At 47.4% G+C, this 19,650-nt stretch carries 17 protein-coding genes; all 17 read right to left on the minus strand.

The features are described 5' to 3' along the window. Window position 1 precedes the first annotated feature (1 nt). Window positions 2-1,138, minus strand: a complete 1,137-nt coding sequence (csaB, locus tag ACM1ND_RS24600; protein WP_068938915.1) for a polysaccharide pyruvyl transferase CsaB — start codon at window positions 1,136-1,138, stop codon at window positions 2-4. After that, window positions 1,114-3,129 (minus strand): DUF5693 family protein, encoded by a 2,016-nt coding sequence (locus tag ACM1ND_RS24605; protein WP_025724240.1) that lies wholly within the window; start codon window positions 3,127-3,129, stop codon window positions 1,114-1,116. Before ACM1ND_RS24605 ends, csaB begins: the two co-directional genes overlap by 25 nt. 259 nt (window positions 3,130-3,388) lie before the next feature. Then, window positions 3,389-5,107 (minus strand): phospho-sugar mutase, encoded by a 1,719-nt coding sequence (locus ACM1ND_RS24610; protein ID WP_023990696.1) that lies wholly within the window; start codon window positions 5,105-5,107, stop codon window positions 3,389-3,391. A 98-nt stretch (window positions 5,108-5,205) separates the two neighbouring features. Then, window positions 5,206-5,652, minus strand: a complete 447-nt coding sequence (fabZ, locus tag ACM1ND_RS24615; protein WP_013312312.1) for a 3-hydroxyacyl-ACP dehydratase FabZ — start codon at window positions 5,650-5,652, stop codon at window positions 5,206-5,208. A gap of 896 nt (window positions 5,653-6,548) precedes the next feature. Beyond that, a complete protein-coding gene (locus ACM1ND_RS24620; protein WP_028542171.1) occupies window positions 6,549-6,761 on the minus strand; it encodes a DNA-directed RNA polymerase subunit beta in 213 nt (70 codons plus the stop codon). Between the two features lie 10 nt (window positions 6,762-6,771). Then, window positions 6,772-7,599, minus strand: coding sequence for a flagellar hook-basal body protein (locus ACM1ND_RS24625; RefSeq protein WP_028542172.1), 828 nt, complete (start codon window positions 7,597-7,599; stop codon window positions 6,772-6,774). A 13-nt stretch (window positions 7,600-7,612) separates the two neighbouring features. After that, the gene (locus ACM1ND_RS24630) at window positions 7,613-8,497 is read right to left on the minus strand and encodes a flagellar hook-basal body protein (protein WP_023990702.1); all 885 of its coding nucleotides are present in this window, start codon (window positions 8,495-8,497) and stop codon (window positions 7,613-7,615) included. Window positions 8,498-8,618: 121 nt separating this feature from the next. Beyond that, window positions 8,619-9,617 carry a rod shape-determining protein gene (locus ACM1ND_RS24635; RefSeq protein WP_013312317.1) on the minus strand — a complete coding sequence of 333 codons (999 nt, stop codon included), beginning with the start codon at window positions 9,615-9,617 and terminating at the stop codon, window positions 8,619-8,621. 171 nt (window positions 9,618-9,788) lie between these two features. Next, a complete protein-coding gene (gene spoIIID, locus ACM1ND_RS24640; protein WP_007432737.1) occupies window positions 9,789-10,076 on the minus strand; it encodes a sporulation transcriptional regulator SpoIIID in 288 nt (95 codons plus the stop codon). A gap of 201 nt (window positions 10,077-10,277) precedes the next feature. Continuing rightward, window positions 10,278-11,018 (minus strand): M23 family metallopeptidase, encoded by a 741-nt coding sequence (locus ACM1ND_RS24645; protein WP_013312318.1) that lies wholly within the window; start codon window positions 11,016-11,018, stop codon window positions 10,278-10,280. Window positions 11,019-11,088: 70 nt separating this feature from the next. Continuing rightward, the gene (gene spoIID / locus ACM1ND_RS24650) at window positions 11,089-12,528 is read right to left on the minus strand and encodes a stage II sporulation protein D (RefSeq protein ID WP_023990705.1); all 1,440 of its coding nucleotides are present in this window, start codon (window positions 12,526-12,528) and stop codon (window positions 11,089-11,091) included. 227 nt (window positions 12,529-12,755) lie between these two features. Continuing rightward, entirely contained in the window at window positions 12,756-14,111 is a 1,356-nt protein-coding gene (murA, locus tag ACM1ND_RS24655) for a UDP-N-acetylglucosamine 1-carboxyvinyltransferase (RefSeq protein ID WP_028542175.1), read from the minus strand. Between the two features lie 323 nt (window positions 14,112-14,434). Continuing rightward, window positions 14,435-14,686 carry a DUF1146 family protein gene (locus tag ACM1ND_RS24660; protein ID WP_013312321.1) on the minus strand — a complete coding sequence of 84 codons (252 nt, stop codon included), beginning with the start codon at window positions 14,684-14,686 and terminating at the stop codon, window positions 14,435-14,437. A gap of 346 nt (window positions 14,687-15,032) precedes the next feature. Then, complete coding sequence (locus tag ACM1ND_RS24665; RefSeq protein WP_013312322.1) at window positions 15,033-15,446, minus strand: F0F1 ATP synthase subunit epsilon; 414 nt, start codon at window positions 15,444-15,446, stop codon at window positions 15,033-15,035. A 69-nt stretch (window positions 15,447-15,515) separates the two neighbouring features. Continuing rightward, complete coding sequence (gene atpD, locus ACM1ND_RS24670; RefSeq protein WP_013312323.1) at window positions 15,516-16,916, minus strand: F0F1 ATP synthase subunit beta; 1,401 nt, start codon at window positions 16,914-16,916, stop codon at window positions 15,516-15,518. Between the two features lie 121 nt (window positions 16,917-17,037). Continuing rightward, complete coding sequence (atpG, locus tag ACM1ND_RS24675; RefSeq protein WP_023990707.1) at window positions 17,038-17,904, minus strand: ATP synthase F1 subunit gamma; 867 nt, start codon at window positions 17,902-17,904, stop codon at window positions 17,038-17,040. Window positions 17,905-18,118: 214 nt separating this feature from the next. Next, window positions 18,119-19,633: a F0F1 ATP synthase subunit alpha gene (atpA, locus tag ACM1ND_RS24680; RefSeq protein WP_013312325.1), complete on the minus strand. Its 1,515-nt coding sequence runs from the start codon at window positions 19,631-19,633 to the stop codon at window positions 18,119-18,121. Window positions 19,634-19,650 lie beyond the last annotated feature (17 nt).

Consider the following 19,650-nt stretch of genomic DNA (forward strand, 5'->3'; position numbering starts at 1 on the left):
ATCATCCTTTGCGACACAAGTAATTAACGATATGCTGTGCCGGTAAGCGAGCCTCACTTTTTAACAAAGCAATGGCCGCTCCCTGGCTCTCGATCCATTGACTTCGCTGATCTAGCAACCGCATAGACTCATTAGCCAGTTTTTGTCCATCCAGTGCCTCTGTAGTGCCTACAGGCTGGCTACCGACACGGCTGAGGAAATGGTCAATTTTAGGATCGTAGGATATCCCCAACGGAGGCACCTGGTGGGATGCTGCATAGATCAAGCTGTGTAATCGCATCCCGATCATCAAACTGCAACGGCTGACTTCCAAAAGCATCTGTTGAGGATCGGTGACTTGATCACACATGCTGACAAGGCTCCCCGTCCCCCTAATATCCCCCAACAAATCCATTACCATCCTTGAAGCCTGCTCGTCATCAGGCAGATGGAAAGGTAAAAAGCGTAAGTGTACACGGCGCTCAGCAGCTAATCTTTTTAAGCCGTCCGCAATAGCCGTTAAATCGCGACGTTCTTTATCCCAGTAACGTACAGATACGCCAACGATTGGAATTTTATCCATATCAGTCTCAAATGCTGCTTTATGCAGCTCGGAACCCGCGGGCAATGGAAGCCCCATTACCGGATCAGGAACAACTTTGACAACCGGGCGCTTCAGTTTCATAGTACCCAGCAGTGCGGCAGACTGCTCATCTCTTACAGAAACATATTCACAGCGCTGAAACACAGAACGGATCATAGGGTAAAATATCTTCCGTTGTACCGGACCAATGCCCTGAGCATATACAAACGTCGGCTTTCCAGCCCATTGGGCCAGTTTCAGAATTGCCAGATAATACGGAATGCTTTTAGGGCTTGTTGCATCCTGGAGCAAACTCCCGCCGCCACTTATTAGCCCATCGCTGTTTTTAATCGCTCTACGAACTTCCCCCAGACTCATCCGCGGTACAGCTTCTACTCCGTACATTTTCTGTGTCCAAGTGGGGTCAGAAGACAGAACAACAGGTTTGATTGTAATCCCCGCCTGACGACTCTCCTCCTCTAAAGCTGTCAAAATCGACTTAAGCACGGCCTCATCTCCACTATTGTGAGAGCCGTAATAACCCGAGATGATTATCGTTTGAGCTGTGGTGACCATTTCTTCCAACACCCTTCCAGCACTTGCCACACGACAATTGCGATGATTCCCAGCACCAGACCGAAGCCCAATCCTAACAGCCCGCGACTAAGCGACAGTGCCGCTGGAGAGTGAATGTGAGCAAAGGTATCCACCATAGAGGCTTGGCCAATAGCAGCTATAATCAGTAAATAGATTGCTTTGCGATATTTCAAAGCCAGGAACGCCCCTGCAATAAACAGTGGGTGAGCCATCAAAAATTCCTTATTGCGCGGACGTACACCAAACGCATTTTCAAGGAAGTTCCGGAAAACCAGCTCCGTGTTCGACACCGTACCCGCATTTCCGGTACGAGTCAAATAGTAATAGCCTGCGGCTGCGATAACAGCCAGTGCGATCACCCACAATACAGTAATCGGCGTACGTAGCAGCTTGGAAATTTCCTCCCGTATAGAAACACCACGATAAAAGAAAATATATATCGCTGCTAAGAAGATCGGCAGAATGTGAAGCAAGCTTACACCTCTAAATTGGTTCAGCACAAGGCTGTAAGCAATACTATTCAACAGAGCAATAACAAAAGGCACTGCAGCCAGCGACAAAATCGCTGTCTGTACGTACAGTATAAGCGTTTGAATCAAACGCTGACCTACAGAAAGTTCGGACCCCTGTTCACGTTTAATTCTAATCGTACGCACGGCGATAATCATTGCAACCGTAGGTCCGCTAATCGCCGCGAGTAGGGCTAGACCTTGCTCCATCAAGCTGGAGTTCAAAACATAAAGTCCTGCTGAACCTACCAAACCGAGTGAAAATGCCAGCAAAGTCAATGCTGGGACGAAATAGGACACCATAATGGAGAAGAATGCCAGTGCACCCAGTACGACAATCATTTTCAGATAGCGCTGAATGGACGAATCGACGACTTGGAACGGTTCAGCCTGTCCAAGTTCAAACCCCTTTTTCTCCATCCGTTGTACAGCGTTACCCGGCTTGTCCAAGCTGTGGATTAGGTTATCTACCGAATCCTTCACCTTGGCTTCAGCAATACTACGGCTAGGCGCGGTATTCAGATACAACATGCGAATATTACGATCCTTGGTAGCCAATGCAAAACGATCGGCCAACGTTTCCACATCGAGCGTTGAATCTTTATCGCTCAATGAGTATAAACGCACAACGTTATAGTGGATATCGTAAGCGAGCTTATTGAAGCCTGCTTGCGGTTTTTTTAAGTTTTCGATAGCAGCTAGGCCAATATCGTATTTGTTCAGCAATTTAGCAAATGCCGCCAAGCTATGCTCTTTCTCGTTATCAGTGAAGCCTTTGACTGAATCACCTTCAAACAAAATGCGTTTTACACCATTCTGCTGAAAGGAAGCAAGCATCTCTTCCGTCAACTCCTGGTTGTAAGGAAGACTGTCGCTCATCCGTGGAACAATAAAAAATCCTTTGCTCCGAAGCTGCTTCATCGCAATCGGGTCAGGCTGCATGGGCTTGAGATACGCATCCTCTGGAGATGTTTCCACAACTAACCCTTCCTGTCCCTGATAAGTCCAAGGTTTTACATTGATGTCCAGGCTTGTAAACGTACGTAAAATTAACGGCTTTAATGCCTCGGCATTTTCTTTATCAGCGAAAACAATATACGTAAAATTCTCATTTGCAGGTGAAAGCCGTTTTTCCATATCGGCAACGTTCTGAGTCGTATAGGTTACGACGCGACCCGCTTTACGGAAATCATCCAACGTACTTTCATACATAGCCATGCTGTTCACACCCGCTTGCTGTAAGCGGTCAAGTTGCTCATTCAGATAGTCCTGCGGGTGAGCCTGATACGAGGCTGCCTCCGTCAAATCCCGATAATCGAATACAATCTCTACTTTTTTACTCGAGGATTCTGTCTTCACACGATCGGCGATGACCGGAATGGAAGCCAGCAAGCCGACAGCCACCAAAATCCATAACCATTTTCGAGAAGCCGTATTCCAATACTGCCATTTCTGATACACCAAAGAACCTCCTTAATATTCGGGATTTTGCAAAATTCAATGCTGCCCACCTTGCCGTACTCAGCCTTTTGGTAGGTCACTCATTGAATTTTGCAAAATCCTCCGTTGCCGGAATAAGGCTATTTTCCCAAAGCCTCTTCCAGGTTATTCTGCAATACAGAAATGACCTCCACGGCGTACTGCCCTTTGCCGTGAGAGGTCACCGATTACTAAATCTTATCCAATTACCTTAACCTATTCTATTATAAAGGGATTTTTCTCAAGCGTCTACGCGAGCCATAACAGCATCGACCAGGTGGCTAATTCTTTGCTCCGCGTCTGACAGCGAGGAACCGCGTACCGCAAAGTATACTTTGATTTTTGGCTCCGTTCCCGAAGGGCGCAGGCAAAACCACGAACCGTCCTCCAGTAAAAATTTGAGTACATTTTCCTGTGGAAGTCCGTCCAGACCTTGTGAGTAGTCCAGTACCTTGTCTACCTTCACGCCTGCAATCTCTTGAGGCGCGTTGCTACGCCAATCGGTCATTTTGCCCTGAATTTGTGCCACTCCATCCTTACCCTTAAGGGTACGAGACTCCAGCTTCTCAAGGAAGTAGCCAAACTGCTCATACAGCTCTTGTAAAACATCATAGAGCGTCTTACCTTGTGTGCTGTAATAAGCAGCAGCTTCAGCGATCAGCATAGCCGCCAAGACAGCATCCTTATCGCGAGCATAATTCCCTGCCAAATAACCATAGCTCTCTTCATAGCCAAACAGGTAGGTGTACTCGCCAGTTTCGTCAAACTGGTTCATTTTCTCGCCAATATACTTGAAGCCAGTTAGCGTGTTAAACACAGTTGCTCCAAAATGTTCGGCAATGACTGCACCCATTTCGCTGGTTACGATGGTTTTGATAACCGCCCCATTATTCGGAAGCTTGCCTGTTTCTTTCAGCTGATTCAACAAGTAGTAAACCATGATCGCGCCAGACTGATTACCGGACAATACCACATATTCGCCATCACGGTTTTTCACAACTGCACCCATACGGTCAGCATCAGGGTCTGTTCCGATCAACAGATCCGCACCAATTTTCTCACCCAGCGCGATTGCCAGTTTAAACGCATCACGTTCTTCCGGGTTTGGCGACTTGACAGTCGAAAACTCAGCATCTGGCAGCTCTTGCTCAGGCACTATATGCACCTGTTCAAAACCGATCTTCTTCAGCACACGACGAACCGGTTCATTTCCAGTACCATGGAGAGGTGTAAACACAACTTTGAAGTTTTTGCCAGGTCCGGCTGCAATCAGCTCACGGTTCACACTCACACTGGCTACCGTATCTACAAACGCTTCATCTTCCTCTTCTCCAAGCCAAACCAACAATCCCTGTGCCTCAGCTTCTTCACGTGTCAGACTGCGAATGTCGGCAAAAGAAGGAACCTCACGGATATAACCAATTACCTGTTCAGCCTGATCAGGAACAAGCTGACCCCCTTCATCGTTGTATACCTTGTATCCATTGTACTCAGGAGGATTGTGACTCGCTGTCACAACAATCCCTCCACTGGCTCCCAAATGACGTACACTAAACGAAAGCTGTGGCGTTGGACGCAAGGAAGGGAACAACTTAGCCACGATACCATTGCCTGCCAGCACCAAAGCTGCATCCAGAGCAAATTCTGGTGAAAAATGACGCGAATCATGTGCAATGACAACCGAAGGTTTGCCTTCTTTACCAGCATGCTGTTCTAAAATATAGCGAGCCAGCCCTTGAGTCGCACGTCCAATGACGTAACGGTTCATCCGGTTACTTCCTGCCCCGATCACTCCACGCAGACCGCCTGTACCAAATTCCAGCTCTTTGTAAAAGCGATCCTCCAGTTCCTGCTCGTTGCCTTCCAATGCGCGCAACTCCTGTTTGGTCTCTTCATCAATATAAGGGTCTTGCAGCCAGCTCTCAATGCCTTCTAATGCTTTTTTACTCAACTGCGTCATACGGAATTTCCCCTCTCCATTTTTGGGTTGTCAAAACAGGATTTCTATGTACACATGCACTCAGTTCAGACGTCGTGCTTATGTCGGCAGAGCTTTATTTATTGGGGAGGGTCAGATAAAGCAAACATAATTTCGCCCTCAGCTACTACCGTATCGCCTACTTTAGCCGTAGCTTTCCCTTTGCCAAATGCGCCTTTGGAACGAGTGATTTCCACTTCAAGCGTAAGCGTATCCCCAGGAACCACCTGTCCACGGAAACGGAAACCATCCAACCCTGCCAAGAACCCGATTTTGCCACGATTGCTCTCTAGATGCAGTAATGCGACAGCCCCAACTTGAGCCAGTGCTTCGGTGATCAACACACCAGGCATAACGGGATACCCCGGAAAATGTCCAATGAAATGAGGCTCATTCATCGTTACATTTTTAATGCCCACTGCTCTTTTCCCTTCCTCCAGCTCAATAATACGATCCACCAATAAAAATGGCGCTCGATGTGGGATAATCTCCTGAATTTGATTAACATCCAATTGCAATTTGTCCATTTACCTTAATAACTCCTCCCGCTTGCAGGTTTGACTCTGTATCAGTCATGAGTTACTGCAAGCATAATATTACCCCGCCTGCGCTGCATAAAAACAGCTCTTGGCGGCAACAATGTTAGATATCCTTCACCTACTGCAGAAGTGGAGGTTGAGATAAGGGGCTTTTTCCGCCGGTTATGCAACCTGAGGCGCGAAGAAGCCCTTTTGCCCGTGCTTGGTTTTACCCCGCAGTGTTATAAACTTCCCCATCATTATACAGTTATCAGATACAAAAAGAAAATTACGCGGAAGTACCATATTGGGTGCTCCTATTATGGGGGTGAAGCGAAGTTTCATTTGAGTCAAGGGGGGGAAAGGGCTACGGGGATGGATCATTCTTCCGATCGCTGTTAACCTCGGATTTTTTCATTGTATAAGAATTCAAAGGTAAAATCCGAGGTTAAAGGCGAACGCTATCGCTTCTTCAGAACGATTCCATCCCCTCCGCCGAGTTACTTTTGGCTCAAAAGGAAAGCCTCGCTTCAATAATACTCGCTTGCCGTGAAGGGCAGTGAAACAACCGAAGGCCTCTATGATAGCCTACATTGGCGTTCCAAAAGACGTGCTGCATTGAAGCACGATTTAGGCATAACAAAACCCTGCGCCACTGGCACAGGGTTTTGTTATGCTATACTCCCCACACAAATTGCGGGGGGTTATTTTAATAAAAGTGGCCCTGATGGCGGGTAGCAGCGGAGCGAAGGATTTGAATCTGGAGAAGCGCGAGCGTTCGCCTTTGCAACGGGATTTTTACATCTGAATAATTTATCAAATAAGAAAATCCCGCTGCAATAGCGATCGTAAGATCAAATCATTCGCGGAGCGACCTTTTCCCGCCCCCACTCATTTAAAGTAAACTAAGGCGCAAATATAAGATCAATCACATGCTGCCAGGTTTTCCATTCGAATACGCCTGACAACCCTTGCTTACCTACAATTACATATCCTGCAATTAAGCCGCCTAACAGCGAGAACAGAAGCAGCAACGGAACTACGAAATAACGAGCAGTACGCCAGCGGGACTTCGTCTTTTCAGGCACCGGACGGGAATCAGATTGTTCTTCTTTCATCACCAAATCCTTAAGCCCTCAGATTGTTGGCCAGGTTCATCATCGTATCACTAGAAGTTAATGCCCGTGCCGCCATTTGATACATCCGCTGAACTTGCATCATATCCGTCATTTCGCCCGCTAAATCCACATTAGATTCCTCAAGATAACCGGAACGCAAAGATACGTCCGCTGGAACAGCACCTGCCACACCTGCAGCTCCGAATACATTTGCCTCTGTTACACCATTCAACAACACGAATAGGTTATCATCCCGCTGTTCCAGTCCTTCTGGACGCTGTACATCCATTAGCTTGATTCTCTGACCAACTGTCGGAGCCCCAGTTCCATTAGCACGAATCAGCAATTCGCCATCCGAGTTAATAGCCACCTTGGAACCCGCTGGAGCAGTCACAGGAACATCATTGTTATCCAGCACGGAATAACCTTCAGCAGTGGTCAACATCATCGTCGCACTATCATTCGGATCAGGAACAAAATGAAAGCTACCGTCACGGGTCCAAGCTTTTTGCCCATTTCCCTGAACTTCAAACATGGCATTACCTTGAATCGCCAGATCGGTAGGAAGTCCCGTCTCCTTGAGCGGACCTTGCTCCATATTTTTCATGATTGCGGCCGTTTTAACTCCGTAGCCCAAATTATAGCCGAGCGGCATGGCCCGTCCATTTTGGAGATACGTTGAAGGCTGTTGCTGCACATTGGCCAATACATCTTCAAAGGAACCCTGTTTACTCTTATAACCCACTGTATTGATATTAGCAATATTATCGGCAATTAAATCCAAACGCTGCTGCACACTGGCCATAGATACCATTGCGCCAATCATGGAGTTGTTCATCACTTACCCCCTGTTATACACGGCCTACTTCATTAACGGCCTTGTCCAAGCTTTTATCATAAAATTGAATTACCTTCTGATTCGCCTCATACGCTCTTAACGCAGCCATCATATCCACCATCGACTGTGAAGCATCTACATTAGATACCTCCAGATAACCTTGACGAACGGATACAGCATCGTTAGCAGTCATCATTCTAGCTGTAGCACCGTCAGTATCATTCAGGCGAAAATTTCCATTGCCCTCACGAACGAGCTGGTACGGACGATCAATGACACTAATACCGAGCGTCGTTCCCAATGTCTGGTTGGACTGGCTATCTACCAATTCGCCCCGCTCATTTACTTTAAGCTCTGAGACAGCCCCCGTCAATTGAATCGGGTTTCCATTCGTATCCAGCACCGCTGAGCCAGTCGATGAAAGCAATGCTCCCGCTCCATTTACTTGAAAATGTCCATCACGTGTATAACGAACGTTACCATTACTGTCCCGCACCGTAAAAAATGCTTCTGGACGGTAGGTGACTTCACCGTTAGCATTGATGAATTTCCCTGCCTGATCAAAAGCCATAGGTTGACCAGTAGCTGGGTCGTTCACATTAATATTGGACTGTATCGCAAAATCCGTCGCTTGTCCACTGTCCTTTAATGCTCCCTGAATGTAAGGGGAGAGGCTTTCCTCAGCAAAAACGCCAGTATTGAGCTTGCCGACCGTACGGTCCGGGTTATCAGGGTTACCACCCGTCATGGAAATAAGCATTTCGGGGAAAGAACGCTGAACACTGTTCTCCTGTTTGTATCCCGTCGTATTCATATTAGCAATATTTTGCGTCACAGTGTCATGGCGTCGTTGTTGTGTCATCAATCCGGCGGCCGCAGTATATAAACCTCTCAACATGTATCGTGCACCCCAATCCTATACTCTGCTAAAATCATATGCTCGCGCGGATACACGAAAGCCAAAATGCTAGGCAACCTGTCTAACCGCACACGAGTCTCTTATAGTCACTATCGGCAGATTAGAACTTTTTCTTAACCACATGATCCAAATTATCCAGCATAATTCCTGTACCTTTAACAACACAATGCATCGGATCTTCGGCAACCAGTACCGGAACACGCAGTTCTTCAGCAAGCAGCTCGTCCAATCCGCTAAGCAAGGCGCCGCCACCAGTCAAAATAACACCACGGTCAATAATATCAGCTGACAGTTCCGGTGGGGTCTGCTCCAATACAAACTTGGCCGCAGCAACAATCGCCGATACAGGATCTCTAAGCGCATCCTGCACTTCATCCGCAGAAATACTTAACGTTTTAGGCAATCCGGATACCATATCCCGTCCACGGATGTCCATCTCTGCACGACGTCCGCTCGGATGCACGGTTCCGATAGCAATCTTGATATCCTCAGCCGTACGTTCCCCGATCAGAAGCTTGTACTTCGTTTTTACATATTTCATGATGGCTGTATCAAATTTATCTCCTGCCATTTTAATGGAAGAAGCTGTTACGACATCCCCCATAGAGAGGACTGCAACGTCAGTCGTTCCGCCACCAATATCCACTACCATGTTGCCGCTAGGCTCAAAAATATCCATTCCTGCTCCGATGGCAGCCGCTTTTGGCTCTTCCTCCAAAAATACTTCCTTGGCCCCGCTACGCTCCGCCGCTTCACGAATCGCTTTTTGCTCCACTGAGGTAATGTTCGTCGGCGCACAAATTAGAATACGAGGGTGGCTGTACCAGCTTTTTCCCCCTACCCGATTGATAAAATATTTTAACATCGCTTCTGTTACTTCAAAATCGGCGATGACACCATCACGTAATGGACGGATGGCTATGATATTACCAGGAGTACGTCCCACCATGCGGCGCGCTTCCTCTCCGACAGCCAGAACTCTTTTTGAATCGCTTTCTATCGCGACAACGGAAGGTTCGTCAAGAACAACCCCCTTCCCTTTGACGTGGATAAGCACGTTGGCCGTACCGAGGTCGATACCGATATCATTACTGAACATATTAAAAAGGCCCCCAAAGTGATATTTTAAAAAGCTAAGATTCGACAAGAAGCGGCAAATATATGTATAAACCTACGGTTACATGTCATTTTTCGTCTTGTACCATCTTTTAACATATCATACTTCAGGGGGTTGATTCAATGGCTTTGCCAGCCAATTCACTATATATTTTTAGGACTTGCCAGAAACGAGAATCTCCCTTCGTTTGCCACTCGTTTTTTTGTACTTAATTTTCGTCGCTTCTCCTCCCCGCAGATGGCGGATGGATTTATGGTATTCGAGAATGTGCTTCACCTGATCGGCAAGATCCGGGTTGATTTCAGGCAGCCGTTCGGTCAGATCTTTATGCACCGTGCTCTTGGAGACACCAAATTCCTTGGCAATCGTACGGACCGTATTCCTTGTTTCCACGATACAGCGACCGATTTTGATGGTCCGTTCCTTGATGTAATCGTGCACGCTCCCGCCTCCCTACTGTGGATAGTTTGGTACATTATATGAGGAGCGTGCCTATATATTCGCGGTTTGGCGGGAAGACATGCTTCCGAAGGCCTATTTATTTGGCAAAAGCAGCTTATGTTTACCTTATGCACAAAAACTACACAAGAAAAAAGCAGGGAATGTGGATTCCCCGCTTTGCATGCAAAGCCATGACCAAATTTATTTTTTAGGAAGCAGACCAGCTGGATTTACAGGCTTGTCATCCTGATACACTTCAAAATGCAGATGTGTTTTCAAATCCTTTTCAAGCTCGTTACGACCCGCTGAAGCAATCACATCGTTTTGTTTCACTTGATCGCCTTCTTTTACTTTCAGATCACTCAAGCTTTGGTACACCGTTTTGAGATTATTATCATGCGTGATTTCTACGACACTACCTACCAGCGGATGTTGTTCCACACGAGATACTTTGCCACTCAGGGCGGCTCTCACTTCAAACGCCTGATCGTCGGCCCGGGAAAGATCAATCCCAGTGTTAGCGGTAAATGTTTTATCGTACTCTACCATAGCTGCCGCCTGCTCATCAGCGGTCGCGTTCTCATCAAAGAACGGCTTTACGACCTGTACTGCGCCAGCATCTGCTACTGGCCATGCGATATTTTCCGACTGGGCAACTACTTCCACGCTTTCTGGCTGTTGTCCGTTAACATCGGTGTTCACTGCACTTGTGCTTTGTACCGATGGACTAGCTGGGTCAGGTTTGAAAGACTTCTGGCTGGCATCCTGATAGACCCACACTAAGGTTAGTATAATGGCTGCTGCGGCAATGTAGGCTGCCGGGTATGCCCACCTTTTGGACAACAGCTTTTTCCACGAAGACGGCCGTGAAGCTCTTCCACCCTGAAAGGTTTTGGGTGTTTCTTCATGGTTTTGGTTCTGGTTTTTATTTTGTTCATTCATTTGCTCATCACCTCAGTAACCAGTGTTACCGGGTGCAACTCTTTTATACTTCAAAGTTTCGAAATATTTACTAACTTAGAATACGAGAGGCTTGCGCAAAAGAAATGCCAGTATAATAGTGAAGGAGAATTTGAGTGGCAGTATGACCTTCCTTGGCCATTCCATTGGCTCCCCACTGACTCATACCAACACCATGACCATAACCATAGGTTGTTATAGCAATCCGATCCCCTTCAGCCTTCCACGTAAACTCAGCCGAACGCAGCCCCAGTTTGTTACGGATTTCCGGCCCTGTAAAGATTGAACCACCAACCTCAATCTTCTTGATGCGATGTCCTTCTGTCTTAGAGAGTATACGAATCTCTGGCATTCTCCCTCCTCCAGTAGAAGCAGCTATCGCAGTACGACTCAACCCCAATCTATCGAACACACTCTGACGACTCAGTGTGACGGTTTCTGTATAACGTGGGGCCAACTGCTTGTCCCATGGACTTGACACACTTCGTAAATAGGGCACTGCCTTCGCCCATACATCCTCTGAATTTTCGGTGTAGCCATTGCTAGTAGAAAAAAAAGAGGCCGTAATGGGCTTGCCTTCATATACCATGATCGTATCCTTGGTGTCTCGTACGGCCTGCTGAATTTTAGCCAGCTCTGCGGATTTACCAGAGTGCCCCCATTCTCTAGTAAGTTTAGCTTTAGAGATATAAGCCTGATGTTTAACAGTATCCGTCACATCTGCTCCCGCCGGGGCACCGCTGGTGTCATCAGCCAGCAAACGCCGGGCAATGAAGGTACGCGCGGCAATGGCCTGCGCTTTCAGTGCCTCGCCCTCGAAGCTGGGCGGCATTTCGGCGGCTACTACGCCGACAATGTATTGCTCCAGCGGTAACGTCTCCGTGCGACCGGTAGACGTGACGTACACACGCACGTCCGGCTCTGCCACCACCGGCACGCTGCGCGTTGGAGCAGCGGGCACCGCCGGTATCGGCGGGACACCCGGCAGGCGCGTGACGGGCGTCCCGCCCTTTGCCGTTACGCTAGGTGCAGCCGGTGCTGCCGTGCGACTGCTCGGTGGCACCTGCTGCGCCGTCTGGCGAGGCCACGCCATTAGCGCGGGCACAGCCATGGCAAGCACCAGCACCCCTGCCATGGCGGCGAATGGCAGCCATGGGCGGCGGCTGCCCCAGCGCGGGGCACGCCCGGCGGAAGGACGCAGGTGCGGTAGCGGCACCTGCAGCGGGCTTGCAGCGCGTGTGTCATGGACCGCTGCTCCAGCAATAGGCAAAGCCGTATCAACGGAGTTCACAGCGGAAGGCACGGCTGTTGTACGCCGATTGGGCTTGACGCCAATCGGCAATGTACCTCTTGTGTCCGGCTGCTGTTGCATAAGCTTATTTTTTTGTAACGAAGTAGCTATAGAGCCAGAACCTTCCTCCGCAAGTGAAGCCTGGCGATGTTCCTTAGGATGATGAATGGGTATACGGATGCGAACCTGTGAATCTTTCATAGGCTGAAACCTCCATCAAAGGGCTAAGTGTCCGGCTGGAAGTACAGATATACTCCAGCAGATATTTTCAATCATATGAAGTCGTCCACTTTGATAGAACCGTTTTAAGAGAACTGAAAGAATGAAAAAAACTGGTTGCAAACAACAAAAAAACCAAGCCCTTTCGGACTTGGTTCCTTATTGTTCAAGAATATACTTATGCAACATGAAGCGACATACGTTAAAGCTTAGGCGAGGGAAGGCTGGATCTTCTTAAACAGATTTCCCGACGTCTCTTCTGGCATTACGCGCTCTGTACTGGGCGAATGATTCAGTTTGGACTCTTCCACGGTCACTCTGTAAATGTCCGCTCCCAATCCAGTCAGCTTCTCAGCCAAATGAACGTAACCGCGATCGATGTGATGTACGCCGGATACCTCCGTTGTACCTTCCGCAATGAGTCCGGTCAGAATTAACGCAGCACCTGCACGCAAATCTGTAGAGGTTACTTTCGCACCTGTCAGCTTAGCATTACCAGTTACAATGGCGGAACGACCTTCAACCTTAATTTCCGCATTCATGAGATGAAATTCATCCACATGCATGAAACGATTTTCAAACACGGTTTCCGTAATAATGCTCGTTCCTTCAGCGGCAAGTTGAAGTGCCATCATCTGAGACTGCATATCGGTAGGAAAACCAGGATAAGGCAATGTTTTAACATCAACGGCCTTTAACGGCTTATCTGCAATGACACGAATTCCGTTCTCATCAGGTTGAATGGTTACACCCATTTCTTCCATCTTGGAAATAACCGGTCCTAAATGATCGGATATTGCGCCTTCTACATATACGTTCCCGCCTGTGATCGCAGCAGCAACCATATAAGTACCTGCTTCTACCCGGTCGGGAATGACCGTATGTTTTACACCATGCAGCTTCTCAACGCCTTCAATACGAATAACGCCCGTGCCCGCACCGCGTACTTTGGCACCCATTCCATTCAGGAAATTTGCGAGATCAACAATCTCAGGTTCCTTAGCAGCATTCTCGATGGTAGTTACGCCCTCAGCAAGAGTAGCGGCCATCATAATATTCTCGGTTGCTCCTACGCTGGCTACATCCAAATAAACTTTAGCTCCACGCAGACGCCCGTTACTTTTAGCTTCAATAAAACCTTGGCCCAGGCTAATCTCCGCGCCCAATGCCTCAAAACCCTTCAAATGCTGATCAATTGGTCGCGTTCCGATTGCGCATCCGCCTGGAAGCGAGATCCTTGTACGTCCCAAACGTGTAAGCAGCGGCCCCATAACCAAGAATGATGCGCGCATTTTCCTAACCCACTCGTAAGGGGCTTCACAGGAAATTATCTTCCGCGCGTCAACACGAATGACCTCATCTTGGTATGTAACGCCTGCTCCTAAGGACTCCAGCACTTTGTTAATGGTCATCACATCGTCTAGAGGAGGTGCATCAATAATAACACTTTCTCCTTCTTCTCCTAGCAGAGAAGCGGCGATGATCGGCAGAACTGAGTTTTTGGCTCCGCTGACTTTGACACTCCCGGTCAATCTGTTGCCACCGCGGACGATAAATTTGCTCATCTATGGTTCCCTCCGCGCGTCATTTCCCTTTTCCATTCTGGAAAAAAAGAACATATTCCGCTATTTTCATGCCTTGCTTTTTCATTACATAAAAAAACAAGATTTTACTAATACCCTAACTGCCATCATACCACTGATTAAAACAAGTATACAAGCGTTTTTTGTACTTGACGACCATTGTACTCTGACTGATTCAGCCAGCTATACATGTATGGTTCTTTTGTTTACCATTGTTAACAATATGACGCGATGTTATTCGACAATTCCCGCAGAGACACAGTCATAAGGTCATATAACCCGCCCACTTCATGTTAAAACAAATTCTAGAGCATCTGACTCCAAGAAATGTAGCTCAACAGGAACCCAGAAACCAACTGTCCCAAAATTATAGCAAGAAACAAGTGTAGCAATCTGCCTTGCGGTCCTTTGGGTTGCCGGATTAACAAATCCAGCTTAAAACTCTGTAAAGCCCACCAAGCTAACGCTATACAGATGAGCGACACGATCATGGAGATCAGCGCGGTCATACTCGCCGATTGACTTAGCTGTTCAGCCAATTGCTGTTTCCCGTTCAACCATAATTCCTCCCATCTGCGTCACAGACTTCTTTATAATACTCGGCGAACGCCTAATATGCCAGTGCTATTTCTGTTTTCAGGACATTTATTTCGACAAAATGTGATTAATCACTTCTGTTTCGTGAATTTAAAAGGTACTAAATACCTAGCAGCCGGGCAAGAAATAGGACTGTATATTTGGTAATAACAGCTAAAAAAGGGCCCGATCACAGTGATCGAAGGAAGCAAGGTTCTCCCTCACCTTCTACCGGACATTCTTTGGCAGAAATTATGAAGTGGTCTCCTTGTCGTTCCATCCGTATACTATGCCGAACCCTTTTAAAATTCCACTTAAAATCCAATATTAATTCTTATTGGTTCTGATGCTTGTAGCATTTAAACGGTTAAGCGCCCGTTGCAGAGCTACTTCCGCCCGATGATGATCTATCTGTTCCTGCTTGCTCTGGAGCCGCAGTTCTGCCCGCTCCCTTGCCGCACGGGCACGCTCCACATCAATTTCTTCGGAACGTTCCGCACTCTCAGCCAAAATGACCACTTTATCCTTGCGGACTTCAAGAAAGCCCCCATTGACCGCGATCACTTCGGTTTGACCACCGATTTTAATGCGTATCGGTGCAATCTTCAAGGGAGTGACCAAGGGAAGGTGTCCAGGTAAAATCCCAAGATCGCCTTCCGAGCCGCGAACACTGATGCTGTTTACCTGTTCTGTATAAACCAGGCGCTCCGGCGTCACAATCTCTAGTAAATACGTGCTCACTTGAATCCCTCCTGGAAGCTGTCCGCAGACAGCTCACTTCGTAAGGCTCGGCTATTCTTTGCCTGTTGTTTACAACGTTTTAGCTTTTTCAACTGCTTCTTCGATGGCTCCTACAAAAAGGAAAGCCGCTTCTGGAAGATGGTCATACTTGCCTTCCAAAATTTCTTTGAAGCTTCGTACAGTTTCTTTAACCGGCACATATTTACCTGGGAAGCCGTTAAATGCTTCGGCAACGTGGAAAGGTTGAGAAAGGAAACGCTGGATTTTACGTGCACGTGCCACCAACATTTTATCTTCTTCACTCAGCTCGTCCATACCCAGGATGGCAATGATATCCTGAAGCTCATTGTAGCGGGCCAAAATTTGTTTTACCCCTTGTGCTACATTGTAATGCTCTTCACCCACAACGTCTGGAGCCAAAATACGGGAGCTTGATGCGAGTGGATCAACCGCCGGGTAAATACCCATTTCGGAAATTTTACGTTCCAGATTCGTTGTAGCATCCAAATGGGCAAACGTTGTAGCAGGAGCCGGGTCAGTGTAGTCATCCGCAGGCACATAGATCGCCTGAATGGAAGTAACAGAACCTTTTTTAGTAGAAGTAATCCGTTCTTGCAATTGACCCATCTCAGTAGCCAGCGTAGGCTGGTAACCTACTGCTGAAGGCATACGTCCCAACAGGGCCGAAACCTCAGAACCTGCTTGAGTAAAGCGGAAAATGTTATCAATAAAGAGCAACACGTCACGGCCTTCTTGGTCACGGAAGTATTCCGCCATCGTCAGACCTGTGAGAGCTACACGCAAACGTGCACCCGGAGGCTCGTTCATTTGTCCGAACACCATCGCTGTTTTGTTGATAACGCCGGAATCTCTCATTTCATGGTACAAGTCATTTCCTTCACGTGTGCGTTCACCTACACCCGCAAATACAGAAATACCACCATGCTCCTGAGCGATATTGTTAATCAATTCTTGAATGGTTACGGTTTTACCTACACCAGCACCACCAAACAATCCGACTTTACCACCCTTAGCATAAGGAGCCAGCAAGTCGATAACTTTAATACCGGTTTCGAGCATCTCTGCTTGAGTTGTCAGCTCATCGAAAGAAGGAGCTTGACGGTGAATCGGATTTCTAGCCGTTTCACTCATATCAGCACCATTATCAATTGGCGTTCCAAGCACGTTAAATACGCGTCCAAGAGTAGCTTCGCCGACAGGTACTGAAATAGGTGCTCCCAGATCTATGGCTTCAGCCCCACGAACCAAACCATCTGTGGAAGACATGGCAATACAACGCACACGGTTGTCACCTAGATGTTTTGAAGCTTCGAGCGTCAGATCAATTTTGACTCCGCTCTCCAGCACAGTCCCAATATGAATGGCATTCAGGATTTCCGGAAGTTGTCCACGTTCGAACTCAACGTCGACAACCGGACCCATGATGCTCACTACGCGTCCTTTGTTCATCTTTTGGTTTCCCTCCTACAAGCTTGCACAGCCGCAAATCCGAACCACTCTGATTTGTTTTGCGCCCGCAATTTATCATAATAGTGTAGACCCTGCTATAAAACAGTCGCAACAAGCCTGATTAAGACTGAGCGCTTGCCCCTGCAACGATTTCCGTAATTTCCTGGGTAATAGCCGCTTGACGAGCACGGTTATAGGTCAAGGAAAGCTCACCAATTAACTTGGAAGCATTCTTCGTAGCAGATCCCATCGCCGTCATCTTCGCTCCCAGTTCACTAGCTTTACCATCCAGCAAAGCGCCGTAAATGAGCGTTTCCGCGTAACGCGGCAGCAATACTTCCAGCACTCCTTCTGGTGAAGGCTCATACTCATAGTTAATTGAGGATGAAGCTGTAGCTGAATCCGGTGTTGCCATTGGTAACAGACGGTCAACTGTTGGAATTTGAGTCAATGCGTTGACAAAGCGGTTATAGCATAGATAAAGCTCATCAAATTCTTTAAGTTCAAAGCCTTGTACAGCCTTGCTTGCAATTGTTTTGATATCTGCAAAAGCAGGTGTATCCGACAGATCTGTTACCGATTCAGCGATAGGAAATTCACGACGTCTGAAATAATCCCGTCCTTTTCGTCCAATGATGAAAATCACAAATTCATCCTGTGAACGGTGACGTTCAGAAATCGTCTGCGTAACCTGTCGTAAAATATTGGCGTTATAACCACCAGCCAGACCACGATCAGATGTAATGATGAGATAAGCAGTCTTTTTAACCGGACGCGTTTCCAGCATTGGATGCTTGATGTTATTCGCTCCAGAAGCAATGCTACTCACAACTTCCTTAAGCTTTTCCGAGTAAGGACGAGCCGACTCCGCTTTCTCCTGAGCTTTTCTCAGCTTGGATGCAGCGACCATTTCCATCGCTTTCGTGATCTGCTTCGTACTCTGCACACTTTTAATCTGACGTTTAATCTCGCGCATACCTTTTGCCATGATTTCACCACCTTTAAGCTCCAGCAAAGCCAAAGCTAACTTCGTAAGCAATCCCTTAGCTTGGGCCAAGTCCAAGCACTTCGTAAGATTCAAATCCAGCCGGACATATGTTAAAGGGCCTGTTATTGAGGGTAAAACATGCCAAGGAAGCCAAAACCCGGAGGGCACGCTTCCTTAGTACATCTTTCATCATAAACAGGCAAATTCCAATGTATTAAACCGACGTGGCGAATGATTTTTTGAATTTCTCGATAGCCGCCTTCAAAGCCGCTTCGTTATCAGCAACCAAGTCTTTCGTGTCGCGGATAGATTGAAGCACGTCTTGATGGTCAGACACCATGAAAGACAGGAAGTCTTTTTCAAAACGTTTTACATCCGCTACAGGGATATCATCAAGGAAGCCTTTTACAGCAGTATACAAGCTCACTACTTGTTGCTCTACAGCAAGCGGTTGGTTAACACCTTGTTTCAAAATTTCCATCATGCGTGCGCCGCGATCCAGACGGGCTTTTGTGGATTTATCCAAGTCGGACCCGAATTGGGAGAACGCTTGAAGCTCACGATATTGAGCAAGATCCAGACGCAGGGAACCTGCTACCTTTTTCATCGCTTTAATCTGAGCTGAACCACCTACACGAGATACAGAAATACCTACGTTGATCGCCGGACGTTGCCCTGCATAGAACAAGTCAGCTTCCAAGAAGATCTGTCCATCCGTGATGGAAATAACGTTGGTTGGAATATATGCAGAAACGTCGGAAGCCTGTGTCTCGATGAACGGCAATGCGGTAAGTGATCCGCCGCCCAACTCATCATTTAGCTTCGCTGCACGTTCCAGCAAGCGAGAGTGAAGATAGAAAACGTCACCCGGATATGCTTCACGACCCGGTGGACGACGCAGCAACAGGGACAGTTCCCGGTAAGCTGATGCTTGTTTAGTCAAGTCATCATAAACTACAAGGACATGCTCGCCTTTGTACATGAAATACTCACCCATGGCGCAGCCAGAGTAAGGAGCAATGTACAGCAATGGTGATGGTTCGGAAGCAGATGCCGTAACGACAATCGTGTATTCCAGCGCACCGTGACGACGCAATGTTTCAACAACTTGAGCTACCGTGGATTGTTTTTGACCAATAGCGACATAAATACATTTCATGCCGTTACCTTTTTGGTTCAAAATTGCATCAATTGCGATAGAAGTTTTACCTGTTTGACGGTCACCGATGATCAACTCACGTTGACCACGACCAATCGGAACCATCGCATCAATAGCTTTAATCCCCGTCTGCATAGGCTCATGTACCGATTTACGGGCCATAACGCCTGGAGCCTGACTTTCAACCGGACGGAATTCTGTTGTAGCAATCGGTCCTTTACCGTCTACTGGTTGTCCCAGTGGGTTAACTACACGTCCGATCAATGCTTCCCCTACAGGGACCTGCATGATCTGACCTGTACGTTTTACTTGACCGCCTTCACGAATGTCGGAGAATTGACCTAAAATAACAACACCGACATTGCTTTCTTCCACGTTGAGCGCCAAGCCCAATACGCCAGTGTCGAATTCAACCAATTCACCGGCCATAACTTTTTCCAGTCCGTAGACGCGGGCAATACCGTCGCCGACTTCAACAACAGTGCCGACTTCAACGACCTCGATATCATTTTTATATTGTTCAATCTGACTTTTAATCAATGAACTGATTTCCTCAGGTTTGATACTCAAGTGTGTTCACCCCTATC

Origin of the sequence: Paenibacillus sp. JJ1722, from assembly GCF_048282685.1 — a bacterium.
In the GTDB taxonomy this organism is placed as follows: domain Bacteria; phylum Bacillota; class Bacilli; order Paenibacillales; family Paenibacillaceae; genus Paenibacillus; species Paenibacillus polymyxa_B.

Excerpts from the sequence above, each read along its gene's own strand:
- ACM1ND_RS24630 (WP_023990702.1), bottom strand. The coding sequence starts at position 8,497 with ATGTTGAGAGGTTTATATACTGCGGCCGCCGGATTGATGACACAACAA.
- fabZ (WP_013312312.1), bottom strand. The coding sequence starts at position 5,652 with ATGGACAAATTGCAATTGGATGTTAATCAAATTCAGGAGATTATCCCA.
- ACM1ND_RS24610 (WP_023990696.1), bottom strand. The coding sequence starts at position 5,107 with ATGACGCAGTTGAGTAAAAAAGCATTAGAAGGCATTGAGAGCTGGCTG.
- spoIID (WP_023990705.1), bottom strand. The coding sequence starts at position 12,528 with ATGAAAGATTCACAGGTTCGCATCCGTATACCCATTCATCATCCTAAG.
- atpD (WP_013312323.1), bottom strand. The coding sequence starts at position 16,916 with ATGAACAAAGGACGCGTAGTGAGCATCATGGGTCCGGTTGTCGACGTT.
- csaB (WP_068938915.1), bottom strand. The coding sequence starts at position 1,138 with ATGGTCACCACAGCTCAAACGATAATCATCTCGGGTTATTACGGCTCT.
- ACM1ND_RS24645 (WP_013312318.1), bottom strand. The coding sequence starts at position 11,018 with ATGAATGAACAAAATAAAAACCAGAACCAAAACCATGAAGAAACACCC.
- ACM1ND_RS24620 (WP_028542171.1), bottom strand. The coding sequence starts at position 6,761 with ATGAAAGAAGAACAATCTGATTCCCGTCCGGTGCCTGAAAAGACGAAG.
- murA (WP_028542175.1), bottom strand. The coding sequence starts at position 14,111 with ATGAGCAAATTTATCGTCCGCGGTGGCAACAGATTGACCGGGAGTGTC.
- ACM1ND_RS24635 (WP_013312317.1), bottom strand. The coding sequence starts at position 9,617 with ATGTTCAGTAATGATATCGGTATCGACCTCGGTACGGCCAACGTGCTT.
- atpG (WP_023990707.1), bottom strand. The coding sequence starts at position 17,904 with ATGGCAAAAGGTATGCGCGAGATTAAACGTCAGATTAAAAGTGTGCAG.
- ACM1ND_RS24625 (WP_028542172.1), bottom strand. The coding sequence starts at position 7,599 with ATGAACAACTCCATGATTGGCGCAATGGTATCTATGGCCAGTGTGCAG.